Below are 15020 nucleotides of genomic sequence, written 5' to 3' on the forward strand. Positions count from 1 at the left end.
CGCGGCCAGGTGCTGTGCAAGCCGGGTTCGATCAAGCCGCATACCGAGTTCGAAGCCGAAGTCTACGTGCTGTCCAAGGATGAGGGTGGCCGTCACACCCCGTTCTTCAAGGGCTACCGTCCGCAGTTCTACTTCCGCACCACCGACATCACTGGCGCCTGCCAGCTGCCGGAAGGCGTGGAAATGGTGATGCCGGGCGACAACGTGAAGATGGTCGTGACCCTGATCAACCCGGTCGCGATGGACGAAGGTCTGCGCTTCGCGATTCGCGAAGGCGGCCGTACCGTCGGCGCCGGCGTGGTTGCCAAGGTCATCAAGTAAGCAATGCCTGCAGTTCGGCGGCTTCGGTCGCCGACGCAATCTAAGGGGTCGGCGCAAGCCGGCCCTTTTTTTGCGTTGGAGTGCGGGCGGGGTGTCGGATTCTTTTTGGTTAAGCGCTTGCGCACCTAAATCCGCATCGCTATAATGCGCGGCTCGGTGTCCCTGGGTAGGGCGCTGGGTTCACAAGCGAAAAGAACGGCAGGATGCCGCTCGTGTTCGCCAGACCGGGAAGGTCGCGTTGCATGGAGCACTCAACAACTCACCTGTTGTTGACCGTGCTCTATCTGCGCATTATACTTTTCCGTCTGGGCAGGCCGGTTTACCGGGCTGCCTCAGTTTTTGGGCGGAGGAAAGCCCTCGTCGGCAGGATGTCTGGCGATTTCACCAACGCAGGAATATCGGGGCAGGTATCCCAGAGGCCTTGCCCGTCGCTCTTTTAACGAAGGAAGCTTCCGTCATGTCGGAACAAAAGATCCGGATTCGGTTGAAGGCGTTCGATCATCGTTTGATCGACCGTTCGGCCAGCGAGATCGTCGAAACGGCTAAGCGGACCGGCGCGCAAGTGCGTGGCCCGATCCCGTTGCCGACCAAGATCGAACGTTACACCATCCTCGTATCCCCGCATGCCGACAAGGATGCGCGTGACCAATACGAAACCCGCACGCACAAGCGTGTGCTCGATATCGTCGACCCCAACGACAAGACCGTGGACGCGCTGATGAAGCTCGAGCTCGCGGCTGGCGTCGACGTACAGATCAAGTTGACCTGAGGACTACGACCATGACGAAGAAATATTCGTTGGGCTTCGTGGGCCGCAAGGCTGGCATGAGCCGCGTCTTCACTGAAGACGGCCGCTCGGTGCCGGTTACGCTGATCGAAGCAACTCCGAACCGCATCGCGCAGATCAAGACCGTTGAAACCGACGGTTACAGCGCGGTGCAGATTACCGTTGGCGCGCGTCGCGCCGCACTGGTCAACAAGCCGGCCGCCGGTCACTTCGCCAAGGCGAAGGTCGAAGCGGGTCGTGGCTTGTGGGAATTCCGCGTTGAAGATGCGCAGCTCGGCGATTTCGCCGTCGGCGGCGAAATCAAGGCGGACATCTTCGAAGTCGGCCAGAAGGTCGACGTCCAGGGCGTCACCAAGGGTAAGGGTTTCCAGGGCACCATCAAGCGCTACAACTTCCGTATGGGCGATGCAACTCACGGTAACTCGCTGTCGCATCGCGCGCCGGGTTCGTTGGGTCAGCGCCAGACCCCGGGTCGCGTTTTCCCGGGCAAGAAGATGTCGGGCCACATGGGCGCCGTGCAGCAAAGCACGCAGAACCTGGAAGTGGTCAAGGTCGACGTCGAGCGTGGTCTGATTGCTATCCGCGGCGCCGTGCCTGGCGCAGCTGGTGGCGACGTGATCGTCCGTCCGGCGAGCAAGGCATAAGGAGAGATGACGATGGAACTCGTTATCACGGGTAGCAACAACAAGGTCTCGGTCTCCGATGCCGTGTTCGGTCGCGAATTCAGCGAAGATCTGGTTCACCAGGTCGTCGTCGCTTATCGCAATGCCGGTCGCGCTGGTACCAAGGCACAGAAGACGCGTTCGGAAGTTGCGGGCACGACCAAGAAGTCGAAGAAGCAGAAGGGCGGCGGTGCGCGTCATGGCGCGCTGACGGCTCCGATCTTCGTCGGCGGCGGCGTGACCTTCGCGGCCAAGCCGCGCAGCTTTGAGCAGAAAGTCAACCGCAAGATGTACCGTGCGGCCATCTGCGCGATCTTCTCTGAGCTTAACCGCCAGGGTCGCCTGATGATCGTCGATGCGTTCGACGTCGAAACCACCAAGACCCAGGGTCTGATCGAAAAGCTGAAGGGACTGGACGTGGGCAAGCGCCCGCTGATCGTCACCGAAGAAGCTTCCGAGCACCTGTATCTGTCCGCCCGCAATCTGCCGTATGTGCAGGTGCGTGATGTGCAGGGTCTGGATCCGGTCGCTCTGGTCGGGGCCGATACGGTCGTGATCACCGCCGATGCGGTCAAGAAGGTCGAGGAGTGGCTGGCATGAGCAGCAACGAAAAAATCTTCAGCGTGCTGCGTGCTCCGCGAGTCTCTGAAAAGACCGCGCGCCTGCAGGAAATCTCCAACCAGTATGTCTTCGAAGTTTCGAACGAAGCCACCAAGGCCGATGTAAAGGCCGCGGTTGAGCAGCTGTTCGACGTCAAGGTCAAGGCAGTCAACGTGGTCAACGTCAAGGGCAAGAGCAAGTCCTTCCGTAACCGTGCTGGCAGCCGTGGCAATTGGCGCAAGGCGTACGTCCGCCTGGTTGATGGTCAGTCCATCGACGTAACGGCCAAGGCCTGAGGTCCATCCCATGCCATTGATGAAGTTCAAACCCACCTCTCCCGGCCGTCGTTCCGCCGTGCGCGTGGTTACTCCCGATCTGCACAAGGGCGCACCGCACGCGGCGCTGCTCGACTCGCAGAGCAAGTCTGGTGGTCGTAACCACCATGGCCGCATCACCGTGCGTCACGTCGGTGGTGGCCACAAGCAGCACTACCGCATCATCGACTTCAAGCGCAACAAGGAAGGCATTCCGGCGCGTGTGGAGCGGATCGAATACGATCCGAACCGTACCGCTCATATCGCCCTGCTGTGCTATGTCGACGGCGAGCGTCGCTACATCATCGCCCCCAAGGGCCTGAAGGCTGGCGACCAGGTCATTGCCGGTGCCAATGCACCGATCAAGACCGGCAACACGCTGCCGCTGCGCAACATCCCGGTCGGTACGACGGTCCACGGTATCGAGCTGAAGCCGGGTAAGGGCGCTCAGATCGCACGTGCTGCCGGTGCAGCCGTCCAGCTGGTCGCTCGCGAAGGCATCTATGCCACGCTGCGTCTGCGCTCGGGCGAAATGCGCAAGGTGCCGGTCGAGTGCCGCGCCACCATCGGCGAAGTCGGCAACGACGAGCACAACCTCGAGAAGCTGGGCAAGGCCGGCGCCAAGCGTTGGCGCGGTGTTCGCCCGACCGTTCGCGGTGCGGCCATGAACCCGGTCGATCACCCGCATGGTGGTGGTGAAGCGAAGGCTGGTCAGGGTAATCCGCATCCGGTCACCCCGTGGGGTGTTCCGACCAAGGGTTACAAGACGCGCAAGAACAAGCGCACCCAGCAATTCATCGTCCGCGATCGTAGGGGCTAATCGACCATGGCACGTTCACTCAAGAAGGGCCCGTTCGTCGATCACCACCTTGCAAAGAAGGTGGAGTCCGCTGCGGGTAGCAAGAAGCCGATCAAGACCTGGTCGCGCCGTTCGATGATCCTGCCGGAAATGGTAGGCATCACCATCGCCGTGCATAACGGCAAGAACCATATTCCGGTGCTCGTCAACGAGAATATGGTCGGCCACAAGCTCGGCGAATTTGCCGTCACCCGGACCTTCAAGGGTCACGGTGGCGACAAGAAGTCGAGCAGGTAAGGAGAGATGACGATGGAAGCGAAAGCAATCCTGCGCACCGCGCGCATCTCCCCGCAGAAGGCCCGCCTGGTCGCTGACCAGGTGCGTGGTTTGTCCGCCGAGCGTGCGGTCAATCTGCTGAAGTTCTCGGACAAGAAGGCTGCACACCTGATCAAAAAGGTTGTGGAGTCGGCTATTGCCAATGCCGAGAACAATCAGGGCGCGGATGTCGACGAGCTGAAGGTCAAGACCATCATGGTTGATGAAGGTCCGTCCCTGAAGCGTTTCATGGCGCGGGCGAAAGGCCGCGGTACCCGCATCCTCAAGCGCACCAGTCACATCACTGTGATTGTCGGCGCCGCCAAGTAAGCGGAAAGGAAAAGACCATGGGTCATAAAGTTCATCCGACTGGAATCCGTCTTGGTATCTCCAAAGACTGGAACTCCAAGTGGTACGCAAACAAGGGCGATTTCGCTGCCTATCTGGCAGCCGACCTGAAAGTGCGTGAAATGCTGCGCAAGAAGCTCGCGCAGGCAGGTGTCAGCAAGATCTTGATCGAGCGCCCTGCCAAAACCGCCCGCGTGACCATCCACACTGCCCGTCCGGGCGTGGTGATCGGCAAGCGTGGCGAGGACATCGAAAAGCTGCGTAAGGAAGTGAGCGAGCTGATGGGCGTTCCGGCGCACATCAACGTCACCGAAGTGCGCAAGCCGGAGCTGGATGCGCAGCTGGTCGCCGAGTCGATCGCGCAGCAGCTTGAGCGTCGCATCATGTTCCGCCGCGCAATGAAGCGCTCGGTCGGTAACGCGATGCGCTTGGGTGCCCTGGGCATCAAGGTCAATGTGGCTGGCCGCCTCAACGGCGCAGAAATCGCCCGTTCGGAGTGGTACCGCGAAGGCCGCGTGCCGCTGCACACGCTACGTGCCGACATTGATTACGGTTTTGCCGAAGCGTCCACGACGTACGGCATCATCGGCATCAAGGTCTGGATCTATAAGGGCGAAGTCTTCGACTTCTCTCAGGTTGGCCAGGAAAAGCAGGACGACAGCCCGCGCAACGATCGTAACGATCGTGGCGACCGCGGTGACCGCCCGTCGCGCCCGGCTCGTGAAGCGAGGTAACGGCAATGTTGCAACCCAAGCGAACCAAATATCGCAAGATGCACAAGGGCCGCAATGACGGCCTGGCATGGAGCGGAAACGCCGTCAGCTTCGGCGAATACGGCCTCAAGGCCACGGCGCACGGTCAGCTGACCGCACGCCAGATTGAAGCAGCACGCCGCACGATCAGCCGCCACGTCAAAAAGGGCGGCAAGATGTGGATCCGTGTGTTCCCCGACAAGCCGATCACCAAGAAGCCGATCGAAGTCCGCATGGGCTCCGGTAAGGGCAACGTGGAGTATTGGGTCGCGCAGATTCAGCCGGGCCGCATGATCTATGAAATCGAGGGGATTCCCGAAGAGACCGCACGTGAGGCGTTCCGCCTTGCCGCTGCCAAGCTCTCGGTGACGACCACTTTCGTGACCCGGACGGTGCGCTGATGGATATCAAACAACTCCGCGAGAAGTCGGCTGACGAACTGAAGGCCCACCTGACCGATCTGCGTAAGGAGCAGTTCTCGCTCCGCATGCAGCAGGTCACCGGCCAGCTGCCGAAGACCCACGAAACCCGCCGGGTGCGCCGCGAGATTGCTCGCGTCAAGCACCTGCTCGGCAGCACCAAGTAAGGACGGCCGCGATGAGCGACAACAACGAAAAGCAAACGCTGCGCACGGTCGAAGGCCGTGTCGTCAGCAACAAGATGGACAAGACGGTCACCGTGTTGGTGGAGCGCCAGGTCAAGCACCCGTTGTACGGTAAGTACATCAAGCGCTCGTCCAAGCTCCACGCACACGATGCCGACAATGCCTGCAATGAAGGCGATGTCGTGCGCGTGACCGAGATTGCTCCAATGTCCAAGACCAAGAACTGGCGGGTGGTCGAAATCGTCACCCGTTCGGCCGGCTAAGGGAGATCTGAATCATGATCCAGATGCAGAGCTACCTCGATGTGGCCGACAATTCGGGTGCCAAGGAAGTGATGTGCATCAAGGTGCTGGGCGGCTCCAAGCGCCGCTACGCACACATTGGCGACATCATCAAGGTGACCGTCAAGGACGCCATTCCGCGTGGCAAGGTCAAGAAGGGCGAAGTCTACGACGCCGTCGTGGTGCGTACCCGCAAGGGTGTGCGCCGTCCCGACGGTTCGCTGATCCGCTTCGATGGCAATGCCGCTGTGCTGTTGAACAACAAGCAGGAGCCGATCGGGACCCGCATCTTCGGGCCGGTGACGCGCGAGCTGCGTTCCGAGAAGTTCATGAAGATCGTCTCGCTCGCTCCCGAAGTGCTGTGAGCGGAGGACATACACATGGCTAACCGTATCAAGAAGGGCGACCAGGTCGTCATCAACACCGGCAAGGACAAGGGTAAGCAGGGTGAAGTTGTGCGTGTGGACGGCGATCGCGTGATCGTTTCCAATGCCAACGTCATCAAGCGCCACACCAAGCCGAACCCGCAGGCGGGTGTCGCCGGCGGCGTGGTCGAGCGTGAAGCGTCGATCCATATCTCCAACGTCAATATCGTCAACCCGGCAACGGGCAAGGGCGAGCGCGTTGGCTTCAAGGTGCTGGAGGATGGACGCAAATTGCGTGTGTTCCGCTCCAGCGGTGAGGCGCTCGACGCCTGAGGAATGAGATCATGAATACGCGTCTCGAAAAGTTTTACAAGGAAAACGTGGTGCCGGCCCTGATGAAGGAATTCGGCTACACCAATCCGATGGAAGTGCCGAAGCTGGTCAAGGTCACGCTCAACATGGGCGTGGGTGAGGCGGCTACCAACAAGAAGATTCTTGAGAATGCGGTCGCCGACATGTCCAAGATCTCCGGTCAAAAGCCGGTGGTCACCAAGTCGCGCGTCTCGGTCGCATCGTTCAAGATTCGCGATGGTTGGCCGATCGGCTGCAAGACCACCTTGCGTCGCGCCAAGATGTACGAGTTCCTGGATCGCCTGATCAACATCTCGTTGCCGCGCGTGCGCGACTTCCGTGGTGTCTCCGGTCGTTCCTTCGACGGTCGTGGCAACTTCAACATGGGTGTGAAGGAACAGATCATCTTCCCGGAAATCGATTTCGACGCCGTCGATGCGATTCGCGGTATGGATATCGCCATCACCACCACCGCCAAGACGGATGCGGAAGCGAAGGCGCTGCTGGCAGCGTTCAAGTTCCCGTTCCGTAACTGACCGTCGAGGACATCCGAAATGGCAAAGACCTCCATGATCCACCGCGACATCAAGCGTGCAAAGCTGGCGAAGAAATTTGCCGGCAAGCGTGATGCGCTGAAGAAGATCCTCTCCAGTCAGGATGCGTCCTACGAAGAGAAGATCGATGCGTCGACCAAGTTGCAGAAGCTGCCGCGCGATTCGTCGCCGAGCCGCCACCGCAACCGTTGCGAGCTGTCCGGCCGTCCGCGCGGTGTCTACCGCAAGTTCGGTCTGGGTCGCAACATGCTGCGCAAGGCCACGATGAACGGCGACGTTCCGGGTCTGCGTAAGGCAAGCTGGTAACAGCATCCCGGCCGTTCGCGGCCGGTTTGAACAGGATGGTTCTGTTCAACAAGGGAGTCCGACGCAAGTCGGGCTCTTTTGTCGTATACTTCCGCTTCTGTCTTGCCCGTAGCGGCTCGGCATGGCGTCAAGGGTCCTGGCCCGTCCCCAGGAAAACACAAGATTTTCGCGAAAGCGGATATCGGTGCACTCAAAGGTACTCATATGAGCATGACTGATCCCATCGCCGACCTGCTGGTTCGCATCAAGAATGCGGCCGCGGTTGGTAAGCAGACGGTGAAATTGCCGTCGTCCAAAATCAAGGTTGCGATCGCCCAGGTCCTGAAGGACGAGGGTTACATCACCGACCTGCGCGTTACGGCCACCGAAAACAACAAGTCGGAGCTGGAAATCGTGCTGAAGTATTTCGAAGGCCGTCCGGTCATCGAGACCCTGAAGCGTTTCTCGCGCTCGGGTCTGCGTCAGTACCGCGGCAAGACCGAGCTGCCCAAGGTCCTCGGTGGCCTGGGTATCGCCATCATCTCCACGTCGAAGGGCATCATGACCGATGCGCAGGCTCGCGAAGCCGGCGTTGGTGGTGAAGTCCTGTGCTTCGTGGCCTAAGGGAAGGAATCGAACATGTCCCGTGTAGCCAAGAAGCCTGTTTCCCTTCCGAAGGGTGTTGAGCTCAACGTCCAGCCTGAGCTGGTCAGCGTCAAGGGCCCGAAGGGTACGTTGACCCTGCCCAAGCCGGTGGGCGTGGAAATCGCCATCGACGGCGATGTCGCAACCCTGTCGGCAAACGATCCGTCGCAGCTGGCCATCACCGGCACCGTGCGCGCCATCCTGGCCAATATGGTCAAGGGCGTGTCCGAAGGCTTCGAGCGCAAGCTCGAGCTGGTCGGCGTCGGTTACCGCGCTGCCATGCAGGGCAAGGATCTGAGCCTGGCGCTCGGTTTCTCGCACCCGCTGGTGTTCGTGGCGCCGGAAGGCATCACGCTGTCGACCCCGACCCAGACCGAAATCGTGGTCCAGGGCGCCGACAAGCAGCGCGTCGGCGAAGTCGCCGCCAAGATTCGCGGTTTCCGTCCGCCCGAGCCCTACAAGGGCAAGGGTGTGAAGTACGCCGGTGAAGTCATCATTCGCAAGGAAGCCAAGAAGGCGTAAGGCAGGTCCCTCTGCGAGGAGTCCGGCCATCCATGGCTGGACTTCTTATTGCAAAAGCCTGTTTTCCTTCAGCTTTCGTAGGATAAATATCATGAGCATCAACAAGAACATCGCCCGCCTGCGTCGCGCCAAGTCGACCCGTGCACACATCCGCGAGCTGGGCGTCGCGCGTCTGTCGGTGCTGCGCACCGGTCAGCACCTGTATGCCCAGGTCTTCACTGCCGACGGTTCCAAGGTGATTGCTGCGGCGAACACCCTGCAGGCCGACGTCAAGGATGGCTTGAAGAACGGCAAGAACAGCGATGCCGCCGTCAAGGTCGGCAAGCTGATCGCCGAGCGCGCCAAGGCTGCCGGTATCGAGAAGGTCGCATTCGACCGCTCGGGCTACCGCTACCATGGTCGCATCAAGGCGCTGGCCGATGCGGCTCGCGAAGGCGGCCTGCAGTTCTAAGCACTGCTGCGGATGTGGCCATCGGCCGCATCCGCGTTTCCGCCGGCAGGGAGATGCCGGACCGTCCCGTTCTTTTGCAGCGGCCACGGGACCACCGTTCCACTCCACAACCATAAGCGGCTTCGAGCCGTACATACTCAATCAATCAAGGAATCAAGATGGCAGAAGAACGTGCACCGCGGGGTCGTGATCGCGACCGTAACCGCGAAGAGAAAGTCGACGACGGCATGATCGAGAAGCTGGTCGCGGTCAACCGCGTCAGCAAGACGGTCAAGGGCGGTCGCCAGTTCACCTTCACTGCGCTGACCGTGGTCGGCGATGGTCTGGGCAAGGTCGGTTTTGGTTATGGCAAGGCGCGCGAAGTGCCGGTCGCCATTCAGAAGTCGATGGAACAGGCGCGCAAGAACCTGGCTACTGTTGATCTGAACAACGGAACCTTGTGGCACGCGGTCAAGTCCGGCCATGGCGCCGCACGCGTGTACATGCAGCCGGCTTCCGAAGGTACCGGCGTCATTGCCGGCGGTGCGATGCGCGCCGTGCTCGAAGCGGTTGGCGTGAAGAACGTGCTGGCCAAGGCGGTCGGTTCGCGTAATCCGATCAACCTGGTCCGCGCAACCCTGAAGGGTCTGTCGGAAGTGCAGTCGCCGGCCCGTGTTGCGGCCAAGCGCGGCAAGAAGGTGGAGGAGCTCAACCATGGCTAAGGACACCAACAAGACCGTCAAGGTGCGCCTGGTGCGTGGCCTGCGTGGAACCCAGTCGCGTCACCGCCTGTCGGTGCGTGCGTTGGGCCTGAATAAGCTCAACGATGTGCGTGAACTGAAGGACAGCCCGCAGGTGCGTGGCCTGATCAATACGGTTCACTACCTCGTCAAGGTTGAGGAGTAATCCAATGACTCTGCGTCTTAATGACCTCAAGCCGGCCGACGGCGCCCGTACCGAACGCACCCGCGTCGGTCGTGGTATCGGTTCGGGCCTCGGCAAGACCGCTGGTCGCGGTCACAAGGGTTCGTTCGCTCGCAAGGGCGGCGGCAAGATCAAGGCCGGCTTCGAAGGCGGCCAGACCCCGATGCAGCGCCGTCTGCCCAAGATCGGTTTCCGCTCCAAGATGGCGCGCGATACCGCTGAAGTGTTGTCCTACCAGCTGGACAAGCTGGATGCCGGTGATGTCGACTTTGCAGCGCTGCGTGCGGCCAATCTGGTCCCGAGCCGCGCCAAGAAGGCGAAGATCGTGCTGAAGGGCGAGCTGAGCAAGAAGTTCGTGCTGAAGGGCGTTGCGGCTACCGCAGGCGCCAAGGCAGCAATCGAAGCTGCCGGCGGCAGCGTAGAGGAGTAATCGGCAGATGGCGCAGGCTGGCATTGGTAACCTCGGTGGCGGGCTCGGCAAGTTCACGGAACTTCGCCAGCGGCTACTGTTCGTCCTCGGGGCATTGATCGTCTATCGCATCGGCTGCTATGTGCCGGTGCCGGGCGTCAATCCCGATGCCATGCTTTCGTTGATGCAGGCGCAGGGCGGCGGCATCGTGGACATGTTCAACATGTTCTCGGGCGGCGCCCTGCACCGTTTCAGTATTTTTGCGTTGAACGTGATGCCGTACATCTCGGCATCGATCGTGATCCAGTTGGCCACGCATATCTTTCCCGCCCTCAAGGCGATGCAGAAGGAAGGCGAGTCGGGCCGACGCAAGATCACCCAGTATTCGCGCATTGGCGCGGTGCTTCTGGCGGTGGTGCAGGGCGGCAGTATCGCGCTTGCGCTGCAGAACCAGACCGCACCGGGCGGCGCTCCGGTGGTGTACGCGCCGGGCATGGGCTTTGTGCTCACAGCAGTGATCGCGCTGACGGCAGGTACAATCTTCCTGATGTGGGTTGGCGAGCAGGTCACCGAGCGCGGCATCGGCAACGGTGTGTCGCTGATCATCTTTGCCGGCATCGTGGCCGGTCTGCCGTCGGCGGCCATCCAGACCGTCGAGGCGTTCCGCGAAGGCAATCTGAGCTTCATTTCGCTGTTGCTGATCGTCATCACCATCCTGGCGTTTACGCTGTTTGTGGTGTTCGTCGAGCGTGGGCAACGGCGGATTACGGTCAATTACGCGCGCCGCCAGGGCGGTCGCAATGCGTATATGAACCAGACCTCGTTCCTGCCGCTGAAGCTCAACATGGCGGGTGTGATTCCGCCGATCTTCGCCTCCAGCATCCTGGCCTTCCCGGCGACGCTGTCGATGTGGTCGGGTCAGGCGGCATCGGGTAGTGGCGTGGGTTCGTGGTTGCAGAAGATCGCCAACGCGCTTGGGCCGGGCGAACCGGTGCATATGCTGGTATTTGCCGCGCTGATCATCGGTTTCGCGTTCTTCTACACCGCGCTGGTGTTCAACTCGCAAGAGACTGCCGACAACCTCAAGAAGTCGGGCGCATTGATTCCGGGCATCCGCCCCGGCAAGGCCACGGCGGATTACGTCGACGGCGTGCTGACGCGGCTGACCGCGGCCGGTTCGCTGTACCTGGTCATCGTCTGCCTGCTGCCGGAAATCATGCGCACTCAGCTCGGTACCTCGTTCCATTTCGGTGGTACGTCGTTGCTGATCGCGGTGGTGGTGGTGATGGACTTCATTGCGCAGATCCAGGCGCATCTGATGTCGCACCAGTATGAGAGCTTGCTGAAGAAGGCCAACCTGAAGGGCGGCTCGCGCGGCGGCTTGGCGCGCGGTTAAGTGGTACACTAGATCTTCATTACGTGAAGACGGCCTGGTTCCCGGGCCACGATCTTCCGATCAGAAGGGCGGCTCGCGCGACGTCTCGCGTGCGGGTGTGACGGGGTGGTCCTGTGCGGGAGTAGCACAGGCGGTTCGGAGAAGTTTTCTGGATCAACACCGTCCGGCGCCGGAGCGAGGGCACACTCCCCACGCCGGGTCCATGGAACCTCTGGTTCCACGGGCTTCAAAGCAATCCGAGGCCTTGCTATAATTCCGAGTTCACTTTTGATCCATCCTGCCGGATGGCGCCTGGGCGCTGTCGGGCCATCACTCAGTTGGAGAATCGCGTCATGGCGCGTATTGCAGGCGTCAACCTGCCAGCCCAGAAGCACGTCTGGGTCGGGTTGCAAAGCATCTACGGCATCGGCCGTACCCGTTCTAAGAAGCTCTGCGAATCCGCAGGGGTTACCTCGACCACGAAGATTCGTGATCTGTCCGAACCCGAAATCGAGCGCCTGCGCGCCGAAGTCGGCAAGTATGTCGTCGAAGGCGACCTGCGCCGCGAAATCGGTATCGCGATCAAGCGACTGATGGACCTGGGCTGCTATCGCGGTCTGCGTCATCGCCGTGGTCTCCCGCTGCGTGGTCAGCGCACCCGTACCAACGCCCGCACCCGTAAGGGTCCGCGCAAGGCGATCAGGAAGTAAGGGATAGATCATGGCAAAGCCAGCAGAAAAGAAAACGAAGAAGAAGATCAAGCGCGTCATCACTGACGGCGTCGCTCATGTCCACGCTTCGTTCAATAACACCATCGTCACCATCACCGATCGCCAGGGCAACGCCTTGTCGTGGGCTACGTCCGGCGGCGCCGGTTTCCGTGGTTCGCGTAAGTCGACCCCGTTCGCTGCTCAGGTTGCCGCCGAAAAGGCTGGCCGCGCTGCGCTCGACTACGGCGTGAAGTCGCTGGAAGTACGTATCAAGGGTCCGGGTCCGGGCCGTGAGTCGGCCGTGCGTTCGTTGAACAACGTGGGCTACAAGATCACCAACATCATCGACGTGACGCCAATCCCGCACAACGGGTGCCGTCCGCCGAAGAAGCGTCGCGTCTAAAGGGAGCGATAAGAAATGGCTCGTTATATCGGTCCTACCTGTAAGCTCGCCCGCCGCGAAGGCGCCGATCTTTCCCTCAAGAGCCCGGCGCGTGCGCTGGACTCCAAGTGCAAGCTTGAGCAGAAGCCCGGCCAACACGGCGCGGCTCGCAAAGGCAAGCTCTCCGACTACGCTACCCAGCTGCGTGAAAAGCAGAAGGTCAAGCGTATCTACGGTCTGCTGGAACGTCAGTTCCGCAACTACTACAAGAAGGCCTCGACCAAGAAGGGCAACACCGGCGAGAACCTGCTGCAGTTGCTGGAAACCCGTCTGGACAACGTCTGCTACCGCATGGGCTTTGCCGTCACCCGTCCGGCCGCGCGCCAGCTGGTGTCGCACCGTGGCGTGCTGGTCAATGGCAAGTCGGTGAATCTGGCTTCGTACCAGATCAAGGCCGGCGATGCGATCACGCTGTCGGAAAAAGCACAGAAGCAGCTCCGCGTGCAGGAAGCCCTGACCGTGGCTGAGCAGCACGACATGACGCCGTCGTGGGTTGAAGTCGATTCGAAGAAGTTCAGCGGCGTATTCAAGGCCGTGCCGGATCGCGCTGACCTGCCTTCGGATATCAACGAAGCGCTGATCGTCGAGTTGTATTCGAAGTAATTCACATTGGAGAACCTCCGGCACTGCCGGAGGTTCGCAGGAGACCCCGCAACATGACGGTTACCGCCAACCAGGTTCTGCGCCCCCGTGGTCCGCAGATCGAACGTCTTACCGACAACCGTGCCAAGGTCGTGATCGAGCCCTTGGAGCGCGGTTACGGGCACACGCTGGGCAATGCCCTGCGTCGTGTGCTGTTGTCGTCGATCCCCGGTTTTGCGATCACCGAGGTCGAGATCGACGGCGTGCTGCACGAGTACACCACGGTCGAGGGTTTGCAGGAAGACGTGCTTGACGTCCTGCTCAACCTGAAAGACGTGGCGATTCGCATGCACAGTGGCGACAGCGCCACGCTGTCGTTGTCCAAGCAGGGTCCGGGCACGGTCACTGCGGCCGACATCAGGACCGATCACAACGTTGAGATCATCAACGGCGACCACGTGATCTGCCACCTGACCAAAGACACCGCACTGAACATGCGTCTGAAGATCGAGCGTGGGTTCGGCTACCAGCCGGCTGCTGCGCGTCGTCGTCCGGATGAAGAGACCCGTACCATCGGTCGTCTGATGCTGGACGCGTCGTTCTCGCCGGTGCGTCGCGTTGCCTATGCCGTGGAAGCTGCGCGCGTCGAACAGCGCACCGACCTCGACAAGCTGGTGATCGATATCGAAACCAACGGCACGATCGATGCCGAGGAAGCCGTGCGCACCGCCGCCGACATCCTCAGCGATCAGCTGTCGGTGTTCGGCGATTTCACCCACCGCGATCGCGGTGCGGCCAAGCCGGCTGCCAGCGGCGTGGATCCGGTGCTGCTGCGCCCGATCGACGACCTCGAGCTGACCGTGCGTTCGGCCAACTGCCTGAAGGCCGAGAGCATCTACTACATCGGCGATCTGATCCAGAAGACCGAAGTGGAACTGCTCAAGACCCCGAATCTTGGCAAGAAGTCGCTGACCGAAATCAAGGAAGTGCTGGCACAGCGCGGCCTTGCGCTGGGCATGAAGCTGGAGAACTGGCCGCCGGCCGGTGTCGCCCAGCACGGCATGCTTGGTTAATGCATCACCCGCATGGGCGTCTTCGGGCGCCCATGTTTGTTTTTTACATCGACGGGCCAAAGCCCGCGGTGACATCCGGTCAAGGGACGGCCGGTTCGGACCAACCGCAGTCCATTCAACAGCGCCAGGATGGCGACAACGTCTCTCAAGCAGTCTCAACATTCCTTAGGAAATCACACTCATGCGTCACCAGAAATCCGGTCGTAAGTTCAACCGCACCAGCGCGCACCGCGAAGCCATGTTCCGCAATATGGCCGCTTCGCTGTTCAAGCACGAGCTGATCAAGACCACCTTGCCGAAGGCCAAGGAACTGCGTCGCGTCGCCGAGCCGCTGATCACCATCGGCAAGGTCGATGGCGTTGCCAATCGTCGTCTGGCCTTCGCTCGCCTGCGCGACAAGGAAGCCGTGGGCAAGCTGTTCGTCGAGCTGGGCCCGCGTTACGCGACCCGTCCCGGCGGCTACCTGCGCATCCTGAAGGCCGGCTTCCGTGCCGGTGACAATGCGCCGATGGCGTATGTCGAGCTGGTCGACCGCCCGGTCGTGGCGGAAGAAGTGGCCGAGTAATCGGA

27 protein-coding genes and 1 pseudogene are annotated in these 15020 nt (G+C 61.0%); all 28 read left to right on the forward strand.

Annotated features, from left to right (window positions below):
• Nucleotides 1-321 (forward strand): annotated as a pseudogene (locus FHY18_RS06130) (elongation factor Tu); the annotation flags it as partial.
• A gap of 457 nt (nt 322-778) precedes the next feature.
• Nucleotides 779-1090, forward strand: coding sequence for a 30S ribosomal protein S10 (gene rpsJ, locus FHY18_RS06135; protein ID WP_003486723.1), 312 nt, complete (start codon nt 779-781; stop codon nt 1088-1090).
• Between the two features lie 11 nt (nt 1091-1101).
• Nucleotides 1102-1752 carry a 50S ribosomal protein L3 gene (rplC, locus tag FHY18_RS06140; protein WP_005993363.1) on the forward strand — a complete coding sequence of 217 codons (651 nt, stop codon included), beginning with the start codon at nt 1102-1104 and terminating at the stop codon, nt 1750-1752.
• Between the two features lie 12 nt (nt 1753-1764).
• On the forward strand, nt 1765-2370 hold the full coding sequence (gene rplD, locus FHY18_RS06145; RefSeq protein WP_016900669.1) for a 50S ribosomal protein L4: 606 nt from the start codon (nt 1765-1767) through the stop codon (nt 2368-2370).
• Nucleotides 2367-2666 (forward strand): 50S ribosomal protein L23, encoded by a 300-nt coding sequence (gene rplW / locus FHY18_RS06150; RefSeq protein ID WP_002811694.1) that lies wholly within the window; start codon nt 2367-2369, stop codon nt 2664-2666. Before rplD ends, rplW begins: the two co-directional genes overlap by 4 nt.
• A 10-nt stretch (nt 2667-2676) precedes the next feature.
• Nucleotides 2677-3504, forward strand: a complete 828-nt coding sequence (gene rplB / locus FHY18_RS06155; RefSeq protein WP_003486715.1) for a 50S ribosomal protein L2 — start codon at nt 2677-2679, stop codon at nt 3502-3504.
• Nucleotides 3505-3510: 6 nt separating this feature from the next.
• The gene (gene rpsS / locus FHY18_RS06160; RefSeq protein ID WP_005993369.1) at nt 3511-3780 is read left to right on the forward strand and encodes a 30S ribosomal protein S19; all 270 of its coding nucleotides are present in this window, start codon (nt 3511-3513) and stop codon (nt 3778-3780) included.
• 12 nt (nt 3781-3792) lie between these two features.
• Nucleotides 3793-4128 (forward strand): 50S ribosomal protein L22, encoded by a 336-nt coding sequence (rplV, locus tag FHY18_RS06165; protein ID WP_002811686.1) that lies wholly within the window; start codon nt 3793-3795, stop codon nt 4126-4128.
• A 17-nt stretch (nt 4129-4145) separates the two neighbouring features.
• Nucleotides 4146-4880 (forward strand): 30S ribosomal protein S3, encoded by a 735-nt coding sequence (rpsC, locus tag FHY18_RS06170; RefSeq protein ID WP_005993372.1) that lies wholly within the window; start codon nt 4146-4148, stop codon nt 4878-4880.
• A gap of 5 nt (nt 4881-4885) precedes the next feature.
• Complete coding sequence (gene rplP, locus FHY18_RS06175; protein ID WP_003486706.1) at nt 4886-5299, forward strand: 50S ribosomal protein L16; 414 nt, start codon at nt 4886-4888, stop codon at nt 5297-5299.
• Nucleotides 5299-5484 carry a 50S ribosomal protein L29 gene (gene rpmC, locus FHY18_RS06180; RefSeq protein ID WP_003486703.1) on the forward strand — a complete coding sequence of 62 codons (186 nt, stop codon included), beginning with the start codon at nt 5299-5301 and terminating at the stop codon, nt 5482-5484. The genes rplP and rpmC overlap by 1 nt, the downstream gene beginning before the upstream one ends.
• Before the next feature lie 11 nt (nt 5485-5495).
• Nucleotides 5496-5765, forward strand: coding sequence for a 30S ribosomal protein S17 (gene rpsQ, locus FHY18_RS06185; RefSeq protein WP_104611275.1), 270 nt, complete (start codon nt 5496-5498; stop codon nt 5763-5765).
• A gap of 14 nt (nt 5766-5779) precedes the next feature.
• Complete coding sequence (rplN, locus tag FHY18_RS06190) at nt 5780-6148, forward strand: 50S ribosomal protein L14 (RefSeq protein WP_003486699.1); 369 nt, start codon at nt 5780-5782, stop codon at nt 6146-6148.
• 15 nt (nt 6149-6163) lie between these two features.
• The gene (gene rplX / locus FHY18_RS06195) at nt 6164-6481 is read left to right on the forward strand and encodes a 50S ribosomal protein L24 (protein WP_003486696.1); all 318 of its coding nucleotides are present in this window, start codon (nt 6164-6166) and stop codon (nt 6479-6481) included.
• An 11-nt stretch (nt 6482-6492) separates the two neighbouring features.
• Nucleotides 6493-7035: a 50S ribosomal protein L5 gene (gene rplE / locus FHY18_RS06200; RefSeq protein ID WP_010371090.1), complete on the forward strand. Its 543-nt coding sequence runs from the start codon at nt 6493-6495 to the stop codon at nt 7033-7035.
• 18 nt (nt 7036-7053) lie between these two features.
• Nucleotides 7054-7359 carry a 30S ribosomal protein S14 gene (rpsN, locus tag FHY18_RS06205; RefSeq protein WP_005917137.1) on the forward strand — a complete coding sequence of 102 codons (306 nt, stop codon included), beginning with the start codon at nt 7054-7056 and terminating at the stop codon, nt 7357-7359.
• A gap of 204 nt (nt 7360-7563) precedes the next feature.
• Complete coding sequence (rpsH, locus tag FHY18_RS06210; protein ID WP_010371096.1) at nt 7564-7962, forward strand: 30S ribosomal protein S8; 399 nt, start codon at nt 7564-7566, stop codon at nt 7960-7962.
• A 15-nt stretch (nt 7963-7977) separates the two neighbouring features.
• Nucleotides 7978-8505 (forward strand): 50S ribosomal protein L6, encoded by a 528-nt coding sequence (rplF, locus tag FHY18_RS06215; RefSeq protein ID WP_064634201.1) that lies wholly within the window; start codon nt 7978-7980, stop codon nt 8503-8505.
• A 91-nt stretch (nt 8506-8596) separates the two neighbouring features.
• The gene (gene rplR, locus FHY18_RS06220; RefSeq protein WP_005993383.1) at nt 8597-8956 is read left to right on the forward strand and encodes a 50S ribosomal protein L18; all 360 of its coding nucleotides are present in this window, start codon (nt 8597-8599) and stop codon (nt 8954-8956) included.
• Nucleotides 8957-9114: 158 nt separating this feature from the next.
• Nucleotides 9115-9657 carry a 30S ribosomal protein S5 gene (rpsE, locus tag FHY18_RS06225; RefSeq protein ID WP_003486682.1) on the forward strand — a complete coding sequence of 181 codons (543 nt, stop codon included), beginning with the start codon at nt 9115-9117 and terminating at the stop codon, nt 9655-9657.
• Nucleotides 9650-9841: a 50S ribosomal protein L30 gene (gene rpmD / locus FHY18_RS06230; protein ID WP_003486678.1), complete on the forward strand. Its 192-nt coding sequence runs from the start codon at nt 9650-9652 to the stop codon at nt 9839-9841. Before rpsE ends, rpmD begins: the two co-directional genes overlap by 8 nt.
• A gap of 4 nt (nt 9842-9845) precedes the next feature.
• The gene (gene rplO / locus FHY18_RS06235; RefSeq protein ID WP_003486676.1) at nt 9846-10289 is read left to right on the forward strand and encodes a 50S ribosomal protein L15; all 444 of its coding nucleotides are present in this window, start codon (nt 9846-9848) and stop codon (nt 10287-10289) included.
• A gap of 7 nt (nt 10290-10296) precedes the next feature.
• Nucleotides 10297-11664 (forward strand): preprotein translocase subunit SecY, encoded by a 1368-nt coding sequence (gene secY / locus FHY18_RS06240; protein WP_039412801.1) that lies wholly within the window; start codon nt 10297-10299, stop codon nt 11662-11664.
• 332 nt (nt 11665-11996) lie between these two features.
• The gene (gene rpsM, locus FHY18_RS06245) at nt 11997-12353 is read left to right on the forward strand and encodes a 30S ribosomal protein S13 (RefSeq protein ID WP_003486672.1); all 357 of its coding nucleotides are present in this window, start codon (nt 11997-11999) and stop codon (nt 12351-12353) included.
• 10 nt (nt 12354-12363) lie between these two features.
• A complete protein-coding gene (rpsK, locus tag FHY18_RS06250; RefSeq protein WP_003486671.1) occupies nt 12364-12756 on the forward strand; it encodes a 30S ribosomal protein S11 in 393 nt (130 codons plus the stop codon).
• Between the two features lie 15 nt (nt 12757-12771).
• The gene (gene rpsD / locus FHY18_RS06255; protein ID WP_002811641.1) at nt 12772-13398 is read left to right on the forward strand and encodes a 30S ribosomal protein S4; all 627 of its coding nucleotides are present in this window, start codon (nt 12772-12774) and stop codon (nt 13396-13398) included.
• 53 nt (nt 13399-13451) lie between these two features.
• Nucleotides 13452-14450, forward strand: a complete 999-nt coding sequence (gene rpoA, locus FHY18_RS06260; RefSeq protein WP_002811635.1) for a DNA-directed RNA polymerase subunit alpha — start codon at nt 13452-13454, stop codon at nt 14448-14450.
• 181 nt (nt 14451-14631) lie between these two features.
• Entirely contained in the window at nt 14632-15015 is a 384-nt protein-coding gene (rplQ, locus tag FHY18_RS06265) for a 50S ribosomal protein L17 (protein WP_003486665.1), read from the forward strand.
• Nucleotides 15016-15020: the final 5 nt, after the last annotated feature.

This window comes from Xanthomonas sp. 3793, assembly GCF_024806835.1.
In the GTDB taxonomy this organism is placed as follows: Bacteria; Pseudomonadota; Gammaproteobacteria; order Xanthomonadales; family Xanthomonadaceae; genus Xanthomonas; species Xanthomonas arboricola_F.

Excerpts from the sequence above, each read along its gene's own strand:
- rpmD (WP_003486678.1), top strand. The coding sequence starts at position 9,650 with ATGGCTAAGGACACCAACAAGACCGTCAAGGTGCGCCTGGTGCGTGGC.
- rplP (WP_003486706.1), top strand. The coding sequence starts at position 4,886 with ATGTTGCAACCCAAGCGAACCAAATATCGCAAGATGCACAAGGGCCGC.
- rplC (WP_005993363.1), top strand. The coding sequence starts at position 1,102 with ATGACGAAGAAATATTCGTTGGGCTTCGTGGGCCGCAAGGCTGGCATG.
- rpsQ (WP_104611275.1), top strand. The coding sequence starts at position 5,496 with ATGAGCGACAACAACGAAAAGCAAACGCTGCGCACGGTCGAAGGCCGT.
- rpmC (WP_003486703.1), top strand. The coding sequence starts at position 5,299 with ATGGATATCAAACAACTCCGCGAGAAGTCGGCTGACGAACTGAAGGCC.
- rpsN (WP_005917137.1), top strand. The coding sequence starts at position 7,054 with ATGGCAAAGACCTCCATGATCCACCGCGACATCAAGCGTGCAAAGCTG.
- rplF (WP_064634201.1), top strand. The coding sequence starts at position 7,978 with ATGTCCCGTGTAGCCAAGAAGCCTGTTTCCCTTCCGAAGGGTGTTGAG.
- rpsK (WP_003486671.1), top strand. The coding sequence starts at position 12,364 with ATGGCAAAGCCAGCAGAAAAGAAAACGAAGAAGAAGATCAAGCGCGTC.
- rplQ (WP_003486665.1), top strand. The coding sequence starts at position 14,632 with ATGCGTCACCAGAAATCCGGTCGTAAGTTCAACCGCACCAGCGCGCAC.
- rplD (WP_016900669.1), top strand. The coding sequence starts at position 1,765 with ATGGAACTCGTTATCACGGGTAGCAACAACAAGGTCTCGGTCTCCGAT.
- rpsE (WP_003486682.1), top strand. The coding sequence starts at position 9,115 with ATGGCAGAAGAACGTGCACCGCGGGGTCGTGATCGCGACCGTAACCGC.
- rpsS (WP_005993369.1), top strand. The coding sequence starts at position 3,511 with ATGGCACGTTCACTCAAGAAGGGCCCGTTCGTCGATCACCACCTTGCA.
- rpoA (WP_002811635.1), top strand. The coding sequence starts at position 13,452 with ATGACGGTTACCGCCAACCAGGTTCTGCGCCCCCGTGGTCCGCAGATC.
- rplB (WP_003486715.1), top strand. The coding sequence starts at position 2,677 with ATGCCATTGATGAAGTTCAAACCCACCTCTCCCGGCCGTCGTTCCGCC.
- rplO (WP_003486676.1), top strand. The coding sequence starts at position 9,846 with ATGACTCTGCGTCTTAATGACCTCAAGCCGGCCGACGGCGCCCGTACC.
- rplW (WP_002811694.1), top strand. The coding sequence starts at position 2,367 with ATGAGCAGCAACGAAAAAATCTTCAGCGTGCTGCGTGCTCCGCGAGTC.
- rpsM (WP_003486672.1), top strand. The coding sequence starts at position 11,997 with ATGGCGCGTATTGCAGGCGTCAACCTGCCAGCCCAGAAGCACGTCTGG.
- rplV (WP_002811686.1), top strand. The coding sequence starts at position 3,793 with ATGGAAGCGAAAGCAATCCTGCGCACCGCGCGCATCTCCCCGCAGAAG.
- rplR (WP_005993383.1), top strand. The coding sequence starts at position 8,597 with ATGAGCATCAACAAGAACATCGCCCGCCTGCGTCGCGCCAAGTCGACC.
- rpsH (WP_010371096.1), top strand. The coding sequence starts at position 7,564 with ATGAGCATGACTGATCCCATCGCCGACCTGCTGGTTCGCATCAAGAAT.
- secY (WP_039412801.1), top strand. The coding sequence starts at position 10,297 with ATGGCGCAGGCTGGCATTGGTAACCTCGGTGGCGGGCTCGGCAAGTTC.
- rplN (WP_003486699.1), top strand. The coding sequence starts at position 5,780 with ATGATCCAGATGCAGAGCTACCTCGATGTGGCCGACAATTCGGGTGCC.
- rplE (WP_010371090.1), top strand. The coding sequence starts at position 6,493 with ATGAATACGCGTCTCGAAAAGTTTTACAAGGAAAACGTGGTGCCGGCC.
- rpsC (WP_005993372.1), top strand. The coding sequence starts at position 4,146 with ATGGGTCATAAAGTTCATCCGACTGGAATCCGTCTTGGTATCTCCAAA.
- rplX (WP_003486696.1), top strand. The coding sequence starts at position 6,164 with ATGGCTAACCGTATCAAGAAGGGCGACCAGGTCGTCATCAACACCGGC.
- rpsJ (WP_003486723.1), top strand. The coding sequence starts at position 779 with ATGTCGGAACAAAAGATCCGGATTCGGTTGAAGGCGTTCGATCATCGT.
- rpsD (WP_002811641.1), top strand. The coding sequence starts at position 12,772 with ATGGCTCGTTATATCGGTCCTACCTGTAAGCTCGCCCGCCGCGAAGGC.